The sequence below is a fragment of the Thermoleptolyngbya sichuanensis A183 genome, from assembly GCF_013177315.1.
GTDB classification, from domain to species: domain Bacteria; phylum Cyanobacteriota; class Cyanobacteriia; order Elainellales; family Elainellaceae; genus Thermoleptolyngbya; species Thermoleptolyngbya sichuanensis.
This window is the reverse complement of sequence record NZ_CP053661.1, coordinates 2,260,375-2,275,789: the sequence shown is the minus strand read 5'-3', so window position 1 is coordinate 2,275,789 and position 15,415 is coordinate 2,260,375. Positions and strand designations below refer to the sequence as shown.

The 15,415-nt window shown below is 59.5% G+C and carries 8 protein-coding genes and 1 pseudogene; 4 read left to right on the top strand and 5 right to left on the bottom strand.

The genetic code is table 11. The features are described 5' to 3' along the window. Window positions 1-31 precede the first annotated feature (31 nt). The gene (locus HPC62_RS09575) at window positions 32-1,345 is read left to right on the top strand and encodes an NF041680 family putative transposase (protein WP_172353733.1); all 1,314 of its coding nucleotides are present in this window, start codon (window positions 32-34) and stop codon (window positions 1,343-1,345) included. A 272-nt stretch (window positions 1,346-1,617) separates the two neighbouring features. Here HPC62_RS09575 and HPC62_RS24290 read toward each other — a convergent pair. Then, window positions 1,618-3,275 (bottom strand): annotated as a pseudogene (locus HPC62_RS24290) (ABC transporter permease subunit). 412 nt (window positions 3,276-3,687) lie between these two features. Between HPC62_RS24290 and HPC62_RS09560 the strand changes: the two are divergent. Together HPC62_RS09560 and HPC62_RS09555 are read left to right on the top strand one after the other, a co-directional pair. Beyond that, window positions 3,688-4,476 (top strand): amino acid ABC transporter ATP-binding protein, encoded by a 789-nt coding sequence (locus HPC62_RS09560; RefSeq protein WP_172355163.1) that lies wholly within the window; start codon window positions 3,688-3,690, stop codon window positions 4,474-4,476. Between the two features lie 167 nt (window positions 4,477-4,643). Then, window positions 4,644-5,693: a cysteine hydrolase family protein gene (locus tag HPC62_RS09555; protein WP_172355161.1), complete on the top strand. Its 1,050-nt coding sequence runs from the start codon at window positions 4,644-4,646 to the stop codon at window positions 5,691-5,693. 37 nt (window positions 5,694-5,730) lie between these two features. Here the strand turns inward: HPC62_RS09555 and HPC62_RS09550 are convergent, their stop codons facing one another. From HPC62_RS09550 to HPC62_RS09535, 4 genes are all read right to left on the bottom strand, one after another. Continuing rightward, the gene (locus HPC62_RS09550; RefSeq protein WP_172355159.1) at window positions 5,731-6,396 is read right to left on the bottom strand and encodes a shikimate kinase; all 666 of its coding nucleotides are present in this window, start codon (window positions 6,394-6,396) and stop codon (window positions 5,731-5,733) included. Between the two features lie 75 nt (window positions 6,397-6,471). Then, the gene (locus tag HPC62_RS09545) at window positions 6,472-7,944 is read right to left on the bottom strand and encodes a LapA family protein (protein ID WP_172355157.1); all 1,473 of its coding nucleotides are present in this window, start codon (window positions 7,942-7,944) and stop codon (window positions 6,472-6,474) included. A 92-nt stretch (window positions 7,945-8,036) separates the two neighbouring features. After that, entirely contained in the window at window positions 8,037-9,311 is a 1,275-nt protein-coding gene (gene hisS / locus HPC62_RS09540; protein ID WP_172355155.1) for a histidine--tRNA ligase, read from the bottom strand. A gap of 263 nt (window positions 9,312-9,574) precedes the next feature. Next, window positions 9,575-13,258 (bottom strand): GUN4 domain-containing protein, encoded by a 3,684-nt coding sequence (locus HPC62_RS09535; protein ID WP_172355153.1) that lies wholly within the window; start codon window positions 13,256-13,258, stop codon window positions 9,575-9,577. 574 nt (window positions 13,259-13,832) lie between these two features. On the opposite strand from HPC62_RS09535, the gene HPC62_RS09530 reads away from it, so the two are divergent. Then, complete coding sequence (locus HPC62_RS09530) at window positions 13,833-15,407, top strand: B12-binding domain-containing radical SAM protein (RefSeq protein WP_172355151.1); 1,575 nt, start codon at window positions 13,833-13,835, stop codon at window positions 15,405-15,407. Window positions 15,408-15,415 lie beyond the last annotated feature (8 nt).

Below are 15,415 nucleotides of genomic sequence, written 5' to 3'. Positions count from 1 at the left end.
AGGTCAATGAAGTACAACCAACATTGACCCCATGATTTTCAACGAACTTCAGCAATTTCGCCAAACGTTGTATGCCAGCTTGGGAAACGCCAGAGATGCCCTGTTTGATCTGATGGATGCCGTGTTAGTGAGTGCGTGCATCGTGTCGTTTGTGAGGCTATCGCAGAGTCCTGTCTTTCGTCGCCAGTGGTCGAGCACCTATGAAGCGTTGCGCGATAGCCGCCTACCCCGATCAAAGGTGCTGAAGCTGTTGGTGCAGCAGATACCGACTCAGCAGCAACCGTTGTTGGCAGGTGATGCGAGTCGGTGGAACCGTCCTGCTGCCAGGCGTTTGAAAGACCGCACCTTATCAGGCAGAACAGGACATGCCCCGATAGCCGGACAAAACTACAGTACCTTAGCCTGGATTGCTGAAGACAGGGGCAGTTGGGCATTACCATTGCGGCATGAGCGCATCACCAGCTTTGAAACACCCGCCAGTAAAGCGGCATTCCAACTCAAACAAGTGACTCGGCAGTTAGCGGTGCGTCCGTTGGCGATCTACGACCGAGGGTACGGCAATGCCAGTTTTGTCAACCAAACGGCAGGGATTGAGGCAGACTTGCTGCTGCGGGTTACATCCAATCGATGTGTCTATGGCGCGCCCCCAGCGTATCGAGGGCGAGGCGCACCTGCCAAGCATGGACATAAGATGAAACTCAATGACCCTGACACTTGGAGTGTCCCGGTCGAAACCGTTGAAGTCGATGATCCCAACTGGGGACGAGTGCGGGTCAGTCGTTGGAGTGCATACCATTTCCGCAAATCCCCCAAACGGGCAATGGAAGTGTTGCGCGTGGAGGTGCTGGAGACACAGAGCAGCACGCGACGCTTGGCTCCTTTGTGGTTAGTTTGGCTGGGTGAGCAGATGCCTCCGTTAGAAACCCTGTGGTTGCACTACCTCCGTCGCTTTGCCATTGAACACTGGTATCGCTTTGCCAAGCAGAGGCTATATTGGACACATCCCCAGTTCAGTTCTGTATCGGCAACCGAACAGTGGAGCAGCCTGATGCCGTTGCTCAGTTGGCAGTTGTGGTTAGCGCGAAAGGACTGTACTGACCACCCCTTGCCCTGGCAGGCACCGCAAGAAACGTTGACTCCGGGTCGGGTCGCACAAGCGTTTGCAGGCATTTTGGCAGTGATTGGCACCCCTGCTCCTGCGCCTAAACCTCGTGGTAAATCGCCAGGACGAGGCAAGGGGCACAAGCCAACTCCTCGTCCCTGCTATCCGATGGTCAAAAAACGAGCCTCGAAACGCAAGACATCCGAACAATCCCTGAACAGTCCGGTTGCAACAGCAGCTTAACTGCGAGCAGGATTGTATCCAATTCCTTAAGTTCAACTGTTATGAACGGTTGAGCAGATTCTTTATGGCATCCTGTTGAGCATTATTGTGATGCCAGTTAGTCCAAACTAAAGTTTTTAAGCTCATGCAAAAAATGTTGAAACTTTTGGGATCTACGCAGTCGGACAATTTCTCGCGGGCGCAGCCCGCGAGAAATTGTCCAAAATCCAGAGAGCTGATCGCAAGTGCGTAAGTCCTGACTTTCCCAAAGACACCGCGAGGCTCAGCTTTCTCTAGCTTTCCTGTTCGTGAACTCGCAATGCCTGTCGCTTCAGCTTTTCCACCGGGTTCATCCAGCGCTCCAAAAAGCTGAAGAACTGAGACGAGAGGAGCGTCAGCAGCAGATAGACCAGCGCCACTGCAAAGTAAATTTCAAACGCCCGATAGGTCTGCGCCACGACCAACTGCCCCCGCCGCAGCAGTTCCTCAAAGCCAATCACCGCTACCAGGCTCGTGTCCTTGAGGCGGCTGATAAATTCATTGCCCAAGGGCGGAATCATCCGGCGAAACGCCTGCGGAAACACCACATAGCGCAGGGTTTGCAGGGGCCCTAGTCCCAAAGATTGCGAGGCTTCTCGCTGCCCCAGTTCGATCGACTGGATGCCCGCTCGCACGATTTCGGCAATGTAGGCGGCTCCGTTGAGGCTGAGCGCGAAGATTGCCGCAGTCCACTGGTTGAACTTTAGCCCGATGCCCATGCCTTGCAGCAGGCTGGGCAGCCCGAAATAAATCATGAACAACTGCGCCAGTAGTGGCGTGCCCCGGAAAAAGTCGATATAGGCGATCGCCCCCAGCCTCACCAAGCGCGACGGCGACAGCCGCAGGATCGCCAGCACCGACCCCAGCACCAGCCCCAGCAAGATCGAGACGATGGTGAGTTGGAGGGTGGTAATAGCTCCGAGGTAGAGGCTGGGGAGCGCGTTGAGAATGACTTCGAGCGATCGCTGCACGGTGTTTCCTAAAAACGAGTAAACCGATAATTGTGAATCTAGCTGTGAATCTAGCTGTGAAGCTAACTGTGAATCGCAGACGCGATCGGCCCACGATTCACCTGGAGCGACTAAATCGGTGCGGCTTCGGGCAACACCGGCGGTTCGCCATCAAACCATTTTTGGTAAATCTCTTTGTATTTGCCGTTGGCGATGATGGTTTGCAATCCCGCGTTGATTTTTGCTAGGTTGGGCGACCCCTTGGGCGTGGCGATGCCGTAGAACTCTTCGGTGAGCAGTTCGCCGACGACCTTCACACCACGCACGCCGCCGCTCTTGATGGCGTAGAGAATGGCCGGCGCGTCGCTAATGGTGGCATCGACGTTGCCGTTCGACAGTTCTTGCAGGGCAATTGGCGTGCTGTCGAAGGTGCGGACTTCGCTTGCGCCAGACTTGCGGGCTTCGGCCTCGCCCGTTGTGCCAATTTGGGCAGAGATTTTCTTGCCGCTCAAGGAATCAAAGCCCGTGATGTCGGTGTTGCCGTCCTGAACGGCGATCGCCAGCCCTGCTTTGAAATACGGCCGAGAGAAGTCCACCACTTCGGCCCGCTCTTTGGTGATGGTCATGGTGCTGATGGTGGCATCAATCGTGCCCGCCTGGAGCGCCGGAATAATGCCGTCAAAGGGCAGACCTTCCATGTTCATCGTGAAGCCGCCCGCCTCGGCCACGGCATTCATCAGGTCAATGTCAAAACCCTCAAACTGGCCCGCGCCCGTTTGGGATTGGAATGGCGGAAAGGTGGGATCGAGCGCCACCTTCAGCGGAGCCGCGTCGGCGGTTGACGGAGAGCCGCTGTCGGCGGTTGGCGCACTGCCCCCGCAGGCCGCAAACAGCACCACACAGACTAGGCTCAGCAGCCCTAGCACCAGCGCCCGCCAGCGAATACGAGTAAATCTCAGCATGAAAATCGAACGCTCCTAAACTTGCCTAAAGTTACTAGCCTAAAGTTACTAAACGTTACAGGATTCCCAAAAATAGGATTCCAAAAATTACAAAATCCCAATGGGATAGGCGGATTGTCGTTTGCCTTGAGAGACTGAAATTGTACAGGCGATCGCCCATTTCTCGCGCAAAGATGGTACAGATCGTTAAACAATTTGCTCAAAAGATTTAGCCAGAAACATAACCAAATCAGACCCAAATCAGACCTAAATCAGACCTAAAAATAGCCGACCGTAGCCGTCGCATCTCCGTAGAAGCGATCGCCTGTGCTAAAACTGCATCGTCTGCTGACCGCGGGCGAAATTCCGTTGCCTATAGCACTATTTCTGCCCCTTTTGGTTACTTCTCCTGCTATCCCAGCCTGCACCGCCCATGAACGACCGTCTGATTTCGCCCAACGCCACCGCCACGCCTGCGATTGAGTTTGCTCAGGTGGAAAAACGTTTTGGACAATTGAAGGTGCTGCGCGGCATCAGCGGCCATATCAACCCCGGCGAAGTCGTGGCGGTGATTGGCTCGTCGGGCTGCGGCAAAAGCACGCTGCTGCGGTGTTTTAACCATCTGGAAACGATCAACAGTGGGCGGCTGGTGGTGAACGGAATTGACCTGTCGGCGGGCAGTGTCCTCAGCGCAGCCGATCTGCGCCTGCTCCATGCCCAGGTGGGGATGGTGTTTCAGCAGTTCAACCTGTTTCCCCACATGACGGTGCTGGATAACCTGACGCTGGCTCCGCGCAAGGTGCTGGGCCTGTCTGATAAAGAGGCGCGGCAGACGGCGCGGATCTTGCTGGAAAAAGTGGGCCTGGGCGAAAAGGCCGAGGTCTATCCCGAAATGCTCTCTGGCGGGCAAAAGCAGCGCGTGGCGATCGCCCGTGCCCTCTGTATGAAGCCCAAGATCATGCTATTTGACGAACCGACCAGCGCCCTCGACCCAGAACTGGTGGGCGAAGTGCTGCTTACCATGCAGCAACTCGCCGAAGAGGGGATGACGATGGTGATTGTGACCCACGAGATGCAGTTTGCCCGCGAAGTGGCCGATCGCGTCTTGTTTCTCAACCAGGGCCAGGTCGAAGAAGAAGGCCCGGCGCGGCAGGTGCTAGATTCGCCCCAGAGCGATCGCCTGCGGGCGTTTCTCAGCCGGATGTCGTTTGCCCGCGTGTGAGGGTTTCGCGTGATAATTTGCGTGATAAAGTGACGGTATGAGGGCAGAGGATCGCTATGTATCGCTGTATACGGCGATCACTTTATGGTGAATCTGCTGTGAATATGCCTATGGTGAATCTGCTCTCGTGCCAACGCTTCGATCCGCCCCTTTCTCCGCCCTTGTCTATGCCCTCCCCCCTTCCTGTTCCCACCTTTTTCGACCCGCAGCGCGTGGGCGAGGTCTGGCGCGTCCCTTACGAAACGCGGGCGGCCCAGGCAGCGCTGTGGGCAAAGGAGCATGAATTAACGCCAGCGGTGATGGATGAGAAGCGGGTGTGTCTGCTGGCGATCGACGTGCAGAATACGTTCTGCATTCCCGACTATGAACTGTTTGTGGGGGGGCGATCGGGACGGGGCGCGGTGGACGATAACGTGCGGCTGTGTGAGTTTATCTATCGCAACCTGGGCAGCATTACGGCGATCGCCGCCACGATGGACACCCACACCGCAACCCAGATTTTCCACGCGGTGTTCTGGATCAACGAGGCTGGGGAACATCCGCCTGCGATGACGATGATTTCGCTGGAGGATGTAGAAACGGGCGTGTGGCGTGTGAATCCGGCGATCGCCCCTAATATCGCCTACGGCACCGCAGACAGCCTGCAAGCCTACGCCCTCTACTACGTCCGCAAGCTGAGCCAGGATGGCAAATACCCGCTCACCATTTGGCCCTACCACTCCATGCTGGGTGGCATTGGGCACGCGCTGGTGTCGGCGGTGGAGGAGGCCTGCTTTTTTCACAGCATCGCCCGTCAGGCGCAGACCTTGTTTGAACTCAAAGGCGATCATCCACTGACGGAAAACTACTCGGTGCTAAAGCCCGAAGTGACCGAGGATGCCCAACAGCGGGCGATTCCCGCAGGGGTCGCTTCGCGAATCGCCCAAAAGAACTTGCCGCTGATTTCTATGCTGCTGGACTTCGACGCAGTGCTGATTGCCGGACAGGCCAAGAGCCACTGCGTTGCCTGGACGATCGACGACCTGCTGACGGAAATCCAGGCGATTCACCCCAAGCTAACGAACCGAATTTATCTGCTGGAAGATTGCAGTTCGCCCGTCGTCGTTCCTGGCGTGGTGGACTTTACCGACGCGGCCGATGCTGCCTACGAGCGCTTTGCCGCCGCAGGAATGCATCGCGTGAAGTCTACTGAGCCAATGGCAAGCTGGCTTCAGTAAGGGAAAATATTTCAGAGGGAGATCGGGCAGGGCGGGTCTATTCTGCTTCGGCTTCGGGGTCTTCGGCTTCAGGACGAATGGCCCGGGCGATCGCCTCTAGCACTCGTGCCGTCACGAATTCGGGCGACTCGCGGCCGCGAAGCTGGACGTGGACATCTGCCTGGGCGTAGAGCGGGCGGCGCTGATCCAGCAACTCCTGAATGCGCTGGCGCGGGTCGGGGTCTTGCAGCAGCGGGCGCGTGGTGCTGTGGCGCAGGCGGTAATAAAGCTGATCAGCGGGCACATCCAGCCAGATAACGATGCCGTGGTGTAGGTAGCTCCAGTTTTGGGGACGCAGCACCGCACCGCCGCCTGTGGCGATCGCCAGACTGCCGTAGGCATAGGACGACAGCTCCGCCAAAATTTGCGTTTCTAGATCGCGAAATCCTGCTTCGCCGCGCTCGGCAAACACCTGCGCTACGGTCTGATGCGTCGCAGTCTCGATGAGCGTGTCGGTGTCAAAAAACTGGTAGCCCAGCTTTTGCGCCACCAAGCGGCCGACGGTCGTTTTGCCACAGCCCATCATCCCCACCAGATAGAGGTTTGTGCGCCGCAGCCGCCGCACCGTCGTTTCGGCATCGGCGGGAACGGTGTGATCGGTGGACAGGTGAAGCAGCAGGGATTCCGATTCGGTGGGTTTGCCGTTGGGCGGCGTGTCGTTCATGGCGTGAAAAGGGCGGCGAGAAGTCGGTGAAGATGACCCACAAAAATTCCAGCAGCGACTCTGTAAACATTAATCTTATCCCAACCGCAGTGGTGGGTTGCCCTCTGGCGATCGCCCCGATCCCCCAGAGCGAGGAGGAGGATTGTCTCCGTCGTCATTCTCTTCGTCCTCGTCATCGTCCCAATCATCCCAAATTTCTCGATCCAGCGACCCTTGCCCTGCCCCAGGCTCATCTGCCCCGTCGTCCCAGCTTTCGTCGTCCCACACTTCGCCGCCATCGCTGCGGTCATAGTCGTCGTCGGGGGCAATGGGGCGATCGCCATCGTCGTCCCAGTCTGCGTCATCCTCCGCCATGACCGGGGCGATCGGCTCTTGGTTTGGGTCGCTGGGAGGCGCAACGACCCGAAAGTCTGCCTCGTAAATCGAACCGGGCTTTGTAGATTCCCCGCTGGGTGAATGGGGTGGATTGGCGGTTGCAGAATCGGCTGGGCGATCGGTCGAGGGGTCAGCCGACGTTGCCGCAGGAGTCTGTAATGAAGCCTCTCCAGCGGAACTCTGGGCGGAACTTTGGGCGGAACTCTGGGCAGAACTCTGGGCAGAACTCTGGGCCGACTCGTCTGGCGGAGCCTTGATGTTGTCGGTGGGGGTGTCTGGCTGGGCGCGGCGATAGCTAAAGGAGTAGACCGTGCCTGATCGATAGCCGGTCTCTGGCTCTCGGTTAATCTCCACAATGGGGCGGCGAGGTTCGGCGGGCGGCTCCTCTGGCGAAGGCGACGAGGCGGGCTGGGCGGGCGGCTCTTCCTCCCAGTCGTCCCAGACCTCGCGCTCCTCTTCTGGCTCCTCGTCCAGGTAGGGACGATATTGATAGCCAGCGGAGTCGTCGGCCTCTGGCGGCTCCTCGACAACTTCGTAGGGGCGATATTGATAGGCCGACTCTGCCGCTGCTTCTGCCTCGTAGGGGCGATATTGATAGGCCGATTCTGCTGCTTCGTAGGGGCGATCGCGATACGCGGGGTCTGGCTCGATGGGCGGCGCAATTTCCCGATAGGGTACGTCCTGAATCACCGTGCGGCTGCCTGCCGTGGAAGCACGCGGTGCGTCTTCCCAGTCGTCCCATTCGTTGCTAGGGCGGGGATTTTCCCAGTCATCTTCGGCCGCGGCCCAGGCGGCTTCTCGCGGACGGGGCGCATTGCCTGCTCGATCGACGGGTTCCGGGTCAAGCGGCTTTGTCCAGCCGCCAGTCCAGGGGGGCGGGGTCCAGGGTTCGCCCTGCGTGCTGGAGGGTCTGCGGCTGGGGCGGCGGGCCTTGCGACGGGGCGATTCATGCAAGGATCGCTTCGCGAATCGCCCGTTCGCCAAAAACCGAATCAGCGTGGCCACCAAGACCGTTGTGATGGCCCCCGCCAGCACCGCCCCCACCAGCCACACTGCCAGCGGCAGCGCCACCGTCTGCATCCCCAAAAACGTCAGCGCCACCGAAGGCGAGAGGTTTTGCAGCACTACGATGGCGAGTAGGGCAATGAAAAGGAAAAGCAGAATCGGACGCATGGGCAGGAGAGGAGGGGTTGGGGGTCAGGGAGAACCGGGGTAGAGGGTTGGCAGATTCATCATAGCGAGTGTGTGGGCGAGGCTTTTGGGTTTTAGCGTTTTCCGAGCTGCTGGCGCAGCAGGTCAGCCCTGGAAGCAAGGTCGGCCTGGGCGATCGCCTCTTGCTCTCCCGATGCCAGCCATTTCACCTGCACCATGCCGGTTTCTGCCTCTTCGTCGCCCAGAATCAGGCAGGCAGCCGCACCGCTGCGGTCGGCCCGCTTCATCTGCTTGCCAAAGGCGCTGCCGCTCAGGTCGAGATCGACCGAAAAGCCCAGTCGACGCAGCGTTTGGGCAATCTGGAGCGACTGGGCTTCGGGGCGATCGCCCTTAGACACCACATAAAAATCGACGCTGACTTCGGTCGCCGGATGCAGTTTTTGCAGCAGCAGCACCAGCCGCTCCATGCCCAGCCCCCAGCCGACCGCGGGCGTTTCGGGGCCGCCCAGTTCTGCCACCAGCCCGTCGTAGCGGCCGCCCCCGCAGACCGTCGCCTGTGCGCCCAGGTCTGCCGACTGAATCTCAAACGCGGTGTGGGTGTAATAGTCTAGCCCGCGCACCAGACGGGGATTCACCTGGTAGGCAATGCCCAGGTCAGTGAGGCGCTGCTGCACCGCCTCGAACCGCTGCTGCGACTCGGCGCTCAGGTAGTCGAGAATGCTGGGTGCGTCCTGGACGATTTCCTTGGTGCGGGCATCTTTGCTGTCCAAGATTCGCATTGGGTTGCGCGTCAGCCGATCCTGAGAATCGGGATCTAGCTCGGCTTTGAACGGCGTGAAATAGTCCACTAGGGCGGCGCGATACTGCTGACGGTCAGCGGGCGTGCCCACCGAGTTCAAATCCATCGTCAGCGTTTTCAGCCCCAGATGTTGCAGCAAGTCCGTCGCCAGGGCAATCACCTCGGCATCGGCGCGGGGATCGGCGCTGCCCATGACTTCTACATCCAGTTGGTGAAACTGGCGCTGTCGCCCGGCCTGGGGCCGCTCGTAGCGAAACACGGGGCCGACGCACCAAAGCCGCTGGGCGTTGCCCGCTGCATACAGCTTGTGTTCGATGAGCGATCGCACCAGGCCCGCCGTCATCTCTGGGCGCAGGGTAATAGAGCGATCGCCCCGATCGGTGAAGGTATACATTTCCTTGCCCACGACATCGGTGGCTTCGCCAATCCCGCGTTCAAATAGTTCGGTTTGCTCAAAAATCGGCGTGCGGATTTCGCGATAGCCCGCATTGCCCAGGATTTGTCGGGCTGCCGCCTCAATCTGCTGCCAGTAGCCCACTTCCTCCGGCAAAATGTCTCGCGTGCCCCGAATCGCCTGAATTGCGCTCATGCCCTTTGTTCTGAATTCTGAATAAAACGGGATAAAACATGCAAGACTTACGCACTTGCGATAAGTTTTCTGGGTTTTAGACGATTTCTCGCGGGTGCAGCCCGCGAGAAATCGTCCAACTGCGTAAGTCCTAACGTGCTGCTTCAGTGGATGGCTGGAACGTGCAGCTTGCCAGTTCCCAACTTCCAAACATCACAGTGTAGCAGGGTTCAGGGTTTGATCGGGCAGACCCTGAACTGGCAGGGCAGGGATGCCCCTGGTTTTTAGCGAATGTTGCAGTCCGACAGTCGCCCCATCAGTGCCGCCAGCATTTGGATTTCGTCCTCGCCCCCAAAATCGCGCATCTTGCCCAGGGAACCAGAGCGGAACCCAGACCACAGACCCAGCTTCCAATACCACAGCGCGGGCAGATGTCCCGGTGGCGCGTGCAGACCAAAGGTCAGTTGTCTGTAGGGCTTGAACATCGCGTAGGAGCCGCCCACCCCTTTCCAGGCCCAATCCACCAGCACCGCAAAGTCCAGCGCTCGCCGCGCGTGGGGCAGTTCAACACCCAGTCCTTGATAGATGCGCTCCTGCGTCGTAAAGCCAAAATGTCCGTTGCTATACTTCTGCCACAGGCCGTTGATCGTGTTCAAATCCACACAGGGAAACCGGGCCAGGGAGTCTGGGTTGAGCCAGTCCTGCTTTTGGCGACCTGCGGCTAAGAGCATCAGGTGACAGGTGTATCTATCTGCTTCGAGCCAGAGTCGTTCCTGCAATAGCCCTTGCAGCCGGGTGTAGTCGATGCCGCACTCGGAGGGCAGCAGGTCGGCTGGAGCCTGGACGGGCTGGGGCGCTGGAGCCATGCCGCCCCCTGTTATGATTCCTGGCGGTGGGTCGATGGCGGTGATAACCTGGCCCGGCGGCATGGGGACTCCGCCATTGCCCCAGGCTGGGATGCCTGCGGGCGGCATTGCGTTGTCGGGATGATGGGGTGCGGAACCGTCTGCAATGGGAGTGCCTGCAATGGGGGCATCTGCAATGGGGCGATCGCCATTCCCAGACCCTCCCGGGGAAACCAGACCCGGCGGCACTCCGGCTGACCATCCTTCGGGCAGCGGCAGTTCTCCCAAGTCCTCTGGTTCATCCTCTGGATAGTCGGCTGGCGGGGCGGGCGTGTCCACGCTGCCATCGATGCTATTCACCAGATCGGGCGGTGGCGGCGGGGTGTGGGTGGCAATGTCCTCCAGCCAATCATCAGGGGTGGCGGGTGCGGCTGCGGATTCCGTTGCAAGATCAGGTGCAGGATCGGCAACCGACGGTTTAGAGGCAGCAGGCTCCGGGGCAGCAGGCTCAGGCGATCCCGCTGGCGGCGAGACGGATTCTGGCGGCAACGGCGCTTCGGGGGCTGGGGGGGCTTGTCCTAGCCCTTCGACCACAAACGCCTCGACCTGAAGCTGGGGTTCCGGCAGGTCAGACAACGGCGCTTCGGGGGCTGGCGGCGGAGACGGCAGGGGCAGCGGCGCACTGCCATTTTCCGCAGGTGTGGCTGCGGGTGAGGAGTCTGGGGCAGGTTGGGATTCGGCAGCGGGCGGGGGCGGGTCGCTGGCTGTGGTTTCGGTGAATTCCGGCGGGAGGGGAGGCGCTGCGGTTGTCGCCGCCTCTGCGCTTGCGCCTGCGCCATTGTCAGCCGTCGTGTCAGCCGTCGCCTTGGAAGTCGCGTCGGTGGGCAAGTCTTCTGGTGAGGTTTCCCAGGGGTCGGGCAGCAGGGGGGATGGAGGCGGGGCCGTCGCAGGCTTTGTGGATGAATTAGCAGACGGAGCAGCGGGAACGACGGCGGGTGGCGTGGTAAACGCTGGTGAGGGCGGGGGCGGCGGGGCGATTCGCGCAGTGCCCCCTGCGGGAGTCTCCCCCAAATTCGTCCCTAGGTTCGTCCCCAGGTTCGTCCCCAAATTCAGTGGTTCTGGGGCAGCCGAACCGGGCTGCGGCACAAAGCTCTGGGGCGGCGCGGGCTGGCCCGTGGGCGGGGGCAGCGGCACGGATGGGGCAGGTGCAGCGGCGGGCGGGGGACTGGCAGCATTGCTTCCGGCCGGCGATGCAGGCGGCACACCCGCGGCGAAAGTTTGGGGCTGCTCTTCTGCCTGGGCGCGGCGCTGGGCTTCGGCCAGGGCCGTTAGCTTGCGCTGAATCGCGGCAATTTCCTCATCCGTCAGCATGAGAGACTCCTGAATCAGTTTTAGTTCAGATAGGCTCGACTCGTTTAAGGGACACTCTAGCCTAAGGCGCTGGGCCATCGCCTGCTCGTAGCGTTTCAGATTTTGCTGGTGCTGCTGCTGGCGCTGGTGGAGCAGCGCGGCCTGCTCTAGGGCTTCCACGTCTGCATCGCTAAGCTGGAGGCGCGTTTGCAAGGTCTGGAGGCGATCGCGCTCGGATTTTCGCAGGGTCGGCTCCTGGGCGATCGCCTGCAAAAACGCCGCTTGATATTGCTGCCGCCGCGCCTCTCGTTCGGCCCGTTCCTTCTGCAACCGAGCCTGCACGCGCTGTTCCACCGAGTCGATTTGCACCTGGCGCAGGTCGAGCGTGTGTTGCAGCTTGTCGAGCTTGAGCCGATCGGCGGGGCCAAGGGTTTCGCTAGCCCGCAGCGCCGCTTCGTATTCCTGTTCATAGCGCAACAGGTTGTGGCGATCGCGCTCGCGGCGTTCCTGAATTTGCTGCTGCACGCGCCGTTCGATGGCGGCCACGTCTGCGTCGACCAGTCCCCACACAGATTGCTGCTGTCGCAGGCGATCGCGCACCGCGTCACTGGGCGGGTCGGCTTGCAGCAGCGCCTTGGTCAGGGCTTGCTCATACTGAATCAGATGGGTGCGGTAGGCGGCTTCGCGCTCGGCGTAGGGCTGCATCAGCGCCTCGTGGATCGGCTCCACTTCCTCATCCGACAGTTCCAACACCTGCTGCAATTCCCTCAGCCGACCCAGTTGTGTTGGAGACAGCGGATACGCCTGGGCCAGTTCGGCGCTGAGCGTCTGGCGATAGTCTTGCAGGCGCTCGGCGTGTTCTCGGAAAGGCTGCATCAGTTCTGCCTCGACGCTGAGCGCATCGGCATCCGACAGCCCAAACTGCGATCGCTGCCGTTTTAAAATCGCCACGGATGCGGGAGTCAGTCGTCCGTCGGGGTCAAGCTGCCGCTGCACTGCTTCCCGATAGCGCTGGCGGGGGTCTTGGGGGAAAACGCGGGTGAGGGCGATCGCCCCGTCCTCATCCCGCAGCGCAATCAGTTCCGGCTGCATCGTCGGCAAAACCAGGCGCACGCGATCGCTCGTGTAGGTGTGCAACTCCTTCACCGACACCTGGCCGTCGTGATCCTGATCCGCCGCGCCCGTTGTCATCCCCTCTACTAGATGATGCGTATACAGCGACAGATCCGGATCGCAGTCATCCAGCACCACAGGCGCATCATCTGCCGCCAGCAAAATCGCCCGCCCCTGCGCTCCCAACTGATGCCCAATGCTAAAGGAGCCATTGGCCCGTGCCGCCACGGCCGGGTCTACCTGAGCGTTAAAGCCACAGTCTAGAATCATCACCTGCTGGCGCGAGCGGCTGCTGCCCGACAGATCGCGCACCAGCCCCACAGGCAGGGCGGTTGCTTTGACTAGTTGTCCGTCTGAGTTGCGGCGGGTGGAACGGGTCGCGAAGTAGGCCCGCCCCAAATCGTCGCGCAGCCCCCGCCCCGAAAAGTACATCACCGCCAGATCGTGGGCGCTGCACTTGCGAAAAAACTCCTCAATGCGTTCCTCTAGCTCCATGCGGTCGGGGTCAAACACCTGCGGGGCTTCATCAAAGCCGCCGATTTCTGGATGCAGCAAAACCTCCCGCAGCGCGTTGACATCGTTTCGGGCGCTCGGAGATGGGCGGACGGCATCCTGATTTTGGTAGTTGCTGACCCCAATCAGCAGGGCATATTTCCCCATAGTGAACGCCTGAGCCAGCAGTAGAATCTGGTGCGGCTGGGAAGGTCACCCGATTCCGGAGCAACCTGCTCCGGGTTGACAGTTCCAGAAAAATGGGCAAGCCGGGTGATGACTCGTCTTTCCTCATTTTCAGAACGCTTAACTTCAAGAATACGGTGATTTTTTCAAAATAGCGCACTTGTACGGTTGCAATGGGCACAACTGGGTACAGTTGGGGGGCGTTTTGGGGACACCCGGCCCCAGTTGGCAGAAACTTAGGGAACGGGAGGGCAGAGCGTAACGGAAGTTAACGAGAAATGAAACGAATAGTGAATAGATAATCCCTAATGTTATGAATCGGCGTAGGTTAAGGGGACATGAAATAGCCCCTGGCAAGCCAGTTAGGATCGGTCAATGCGACAGGTTCATGGGACAGGTCAATGGGACAGGCAAAATCGATGACTCTCTTTTCAGCCTGTTCAGCGGTGATTTCAATGGTGATTTGAGCAGTGACCGTTACCCCAACCCCTAACGTCTCAATTCCCAATTCCTAACGCCTTGCCATCACGGATTCTCCTCGCTCCCTGGAGTGCCTATGAATGTGCTGTTGCTCTGGCCCGTGATGCCCAATTCCTTCTGGTCGTATCAGGAAACGCTGGATCTAGCGGGACTGCGATCGACCAATCCGCCCCTGGGCCTAATTACGGTGGCGGCGATGCTGCCTGAAGACTGGAACCTGCGCTTTGCCGATCGCAATGTCTGCCCCGAAACCGAGGCCGACTGGGACTGGTGTGATCTGGTCATGATCTCGGCAATGGTGATTCAAAAAGCAGACTTTCAAGCGCTGATTCGCAAGGGCGTAGCGCTGGGTAAGAAAGTGGCAGTGGGCGGCCCATACCCGACCTCTTATCCAGACGTGGCCCAGGAAGCAGGGGCCCACTATCTGATTCTGGACGAGGGAGAATGCACGATTCCTCTGTTTCTGGAGGCGATCGCCCGCCACGAACCCAGCGGCATCTTTCGCTCTGCTGAAAAGCCGGATGTCACGCAAACGCCGATTCCCCGGTTTGACCTGCTGAATCTAGAAGCTTACCTGGCGATTACTGTGCAGTTTTCACGCGGCTGCCCCTTCCAGTGCGAATTCTGCGACATCATTAACCTCTACGGCCGTAAGCCCCGCACCAAAACGCCAGAGCAAATGCTGGCTGAGTTCGATCGCCTCTATGAATTGGGCTGGCGGCGCTATGTGTTTGTGGTAGACGACAACTTTATCGGCAACAAGCGCAATGCCAAGGTGTTCCTGCGGGCGCTAATTCCCTGGATGGAGGCGCACCAGTATCCGTTTATCTTACTGACCGAAGCCTCGCTGAACCTGGCAGAAGATGACGAATTGCTAGAACTCATGGTGAAAGCAGGTTTTACGATCGTCTTCATGGGCATTGAAACGCCCGATACCGAGAGCTTGGTGGGCATTAATAAACTGCAAAACACGCGCCAATCGCTGATCGATGCTTGCCACAAGGTCACACGGGCCGGGCTGCAAATCATGGCAGGCTTCATCATCGGCTTTGATGGCGAACGGCCGGGGGCGGGGCGGCGCGTGCGTGAGTTTATTCAGGAAACCGGAATTCCTCAGGCGCAATTTAGCATCTTGCAGGCGCTCCGCAATACCGCCCTGTGGAACCGACTCCAGCAGGAGGGACGGCTCACCGATGGTCTGGGAACCTTCCATCAGGGCACGATTATGAACTTTGTGCCGACGCGCCCCGTGGAAGAGATTGCTCGCGAGTATATCGACGCTTTCTGGCATATCTATGACCCGATGAATTTCCTGAAGCGCACCTTTCGCCATTTCCGCATGATGAATGGCTGGCGGGCTAAGAGCGATCGCCCCTTCACCCGCACCGAGTGGCAACTCTTCAGCGCGATTTGCTGGCGACAGGGCGTGCTGCGCTCCACGCGATTTCGGTTTTGGGGGCAACTGCTGGCGATCGCCCTCACCCGGCCGCGCCTGCTCTACGACTATCTCGTTGCCCTTAGCACCGGCGAGCATTTCTTCCAGTTTCGCCATGTGGTGAAAGCGCAGCTTGAGGAACAGCTAGCGGCCCTGGCAGCCGCGCAGTCTGTGCAAGCCGCGGCCGAGCGGCAGGTGGCCGAGGTGACGGGGTAATGCCAGAT